Annotated in this window: 4 protein-coding genes and 1 pseudogene; all 5 read left to right on the top strand. The window is 47.4% G+C overall.

Annotated features, from left to right (window positions below; translation table 11 throughout):
- Window positions 1-554: pseudogene (locus ACO6VE_RS24280) on the top strand (hypothetical protein); the annotation flags it as partial.
- Entirely contained in the window at window positions 551-883 is a 333-nt protein-coding gene (locus tag ACO6VE_RS24285) for an ATP-binding protein (RefSeq protein ID WP_422447005.1), read from the top strand. The pseudogene ACO6VE_RS24280 and the gene ACO6VE_RS24285, both read left to right, overlap by 4 nt.
- Entirely contained in the window at window positions 871-963 is a 93-nt protein-coding gene (locus ACO6VE_RS24290) for an ATP-binding protein (protein ID WP_219622270.1), read from the top strand. Before ACO6VE_RS24285 ends, ACO6VE_RS24290 begins: the two co-directional genes overlap by 13 nt.
- A gap of 54 nt (window positions 964-1017) precedes the next feature.
- Entirely contained in the window at window positions 1018-1188 is a 171-nt protein-coding gene (locus ACO6VE_RS24295) for a hypothetical protein (RefSeq protein ID WP_422464054.1), read from the top strand.
- A 379-nt stretch (window positions 1189-1567) separates the two neighbouring features.
- The coding region (locus tag ACO6VE_RS24300; protein ID WP_422464056.1) for an ABC transporter transmembrane domain-containing protein at window positions 1568-2420 on the top strand (853 nt) is incomplete at its 3' end.

A 2420-nucleotide genomic window follows, 5' to 3' on the forward strand; every position in this document is an offset into this window, starting at 1 on the left:
CAACAGGCCAGACACAAAAGGTGGAACTGTTCGTGGGAGTGCTTGGCTACTCACAGTTAATCTTCTGTGTGGAAGTGAAGGTAGGTCATCAGAAGGTTGAAATATTCCATCAGCACCATCGGGTGGCAATCCACCCCCGAAGTCATCGCAAAGAGGACGCAACCACCTATCCGGAGCACCGTCCTACCCAGCATCAGGCATACGCAAACCAGACCCGGGATTACTTTATCAACTGGGCCAAAGAACAGAGTGCTGATGTGCTGGCTGTTGTGACAGCGCAGTTTGAGAACCTGCCTGAACATTCCTTAAAAGGCGTACGAGCCTGTAGCAAGCTGCAAAAATTGTGTCGGCACTATGGAGTGCAGCGATTCATGAATGCCTGCACCTGTGTGACCGAAATTCAGTCTCTCACGGTAACCAGCGTGCACTCAATTCTGCAATGCCACCTTGATGGACAGCAGATTACGGAAACCACCACACAACACAAGCTTCCTGCCCACTCCAATGTCCGGGGTGCTTCTTACTATGCGGATCATGAAGGTCATTTGAAATGAGCACGCAACAACTGATAGAGCAGATCAGAGAGCTTCGGCTACCGGGCTTTGAGCAAGCATTGTCCCGTATGTTTGAAACACCCGACCAGATGAAACTGTCGTTTGAAGATCGTCTCAGCCTGTTACTTGAAGCTGAAACTCTGGATCGTAAGCAGCGCAAACAGCAACGACTCAGGAAGGCGGCAAAAATCAAGCAGGCCAGCGCCTATGTGGAGGATATTGATTATGCGGCCAATCGGGGGATTGATCGAGGCGCATTAGAAACCCTGTGTCGATGCGACTGGATAACCAGAAATCAGTTTTTATTGATGCCATTATGGATCGTCTGATTCACCGTTCACACCGTTTGGAACTGTCAGGGGAGTCAATGCGTAAGAAACAAAGTCTCAATTTGGCAAAACAGGAATAATATGCAGTAAACCTATAACGTGACGGATCAAAAAGGGAACCACGGACCAGTTCATTGCACAATCTATGGTTCCCGTATCTGCAAACTGATGAATACGCCGGATACGGTGCTGTGGCTGAAAAAGAAGGCCTTTGGTACTCAGGCAGTGCCATTTTTTACAGCCTGATCGAAAGTGCAAAGTCTAATGGACTGGAACTCTACGATTATCTCTGTCGTGAATTGTAACGAGTACCCGACTGTAATTCTGTGGATGCCTTGGAAGTCTTGTTGTTATAGCAATTATGTGAACAGAGTCAAAAAATATATTGACTTTATTTATAGCTGTTGACACCGATTTAAACTGCTGTTTGAATGTGTTTCATTCAATAAGAACAACTCAATAGTGAAAGGGATACATGGAATGACCCGAGGAATCATGGCCTACGTTCGTGGCCGTAGTGCTTATGTCCAGTCTTTCGCTGGTACCTGGAAAGAATCGCCTGTTATCAGTAGATGTCGCAAGCTGAAAAGCTTTCCTTCTCCAAGCCTCTTCTAACTGAAAGTTCGTGTTCTGCATCAGGCACGATGTCCATTCATAAAAATAAGTATCTGGACAGCCGTAGTAGTGAGTCAATTCAATTCCATAGATAGTGGCATACATTGCCTGGTGATGCTGGCCAAATTTCATGGCGTAGCGGCAGAGGCTGAGCAGTTGCATTACCAGTTTGGTCGTGGCGATGCAGCGCTTGACGATATAGCCATGCTCAGGGCGGCTAAATCCCTGAAGTTGAAGGCCAGAAAAATCAAAGTGGCAGTGGATCAGCTGACTGATCTGCCGTTGCCTGCGATTGCACGACAGGCGGATGGTCACTACTTCATCATTGCCCGGGTACATGAAGGGAAGGCGCTGATTCAAAGTCCGCTGAAGCAATCCCCCGAGGCAGTATCGTTGGATGTGTTGGAAACGATGCTCTCTGGCGATGTTCTGTTATTCACGAAACGCTCTTTATTGCCGGGCAGTTTTGCCAAGTTTGATTTCAGCTGGTTTATTCCCCCTTTGCTGAAGCATAAAAAACTGCTGTCGGAAGTATTGCTGGCTTCCTTCTTTATTCAATTGTTTGCACTGATCACCCCACTGTTCTTTCAGGTGATTATCGACAAGGTGCTGGTTAACCAGGCATTAACGACGTTAGACGTATTGGCATTTGGCCTGTTGGTACTCTCATTTTTTGATATTGTCCTGAATGGCCTCAGGAATTATGTATTCAGTCACACCACAAACAGAGTCGATGTGGTGCTTGGCTCAAGGCTGTTCAACCATTTACTTCGCTTACCCATTGCATTCTTTCAAGCTCGTCGAGTAGGCGACACGGTGGCCCGGGTTCGGGAGCTGGACACCATTCGGGAGTTTATTACCGGCTCTGCCCTGACGTTGTGTATCGACCTGTTATTCACCGTCGTCTTTTTTGTGGTGATGT

The organism is Endozoicomonas sp. ALB115 (assembly GCF_049310245.1).
Classification (GTDB): Bacteria; Pseudomonadota; Gammaproteobacteria; order Pseudomonadales; family Endozoicomonadaceae; genus Endozoicomonas.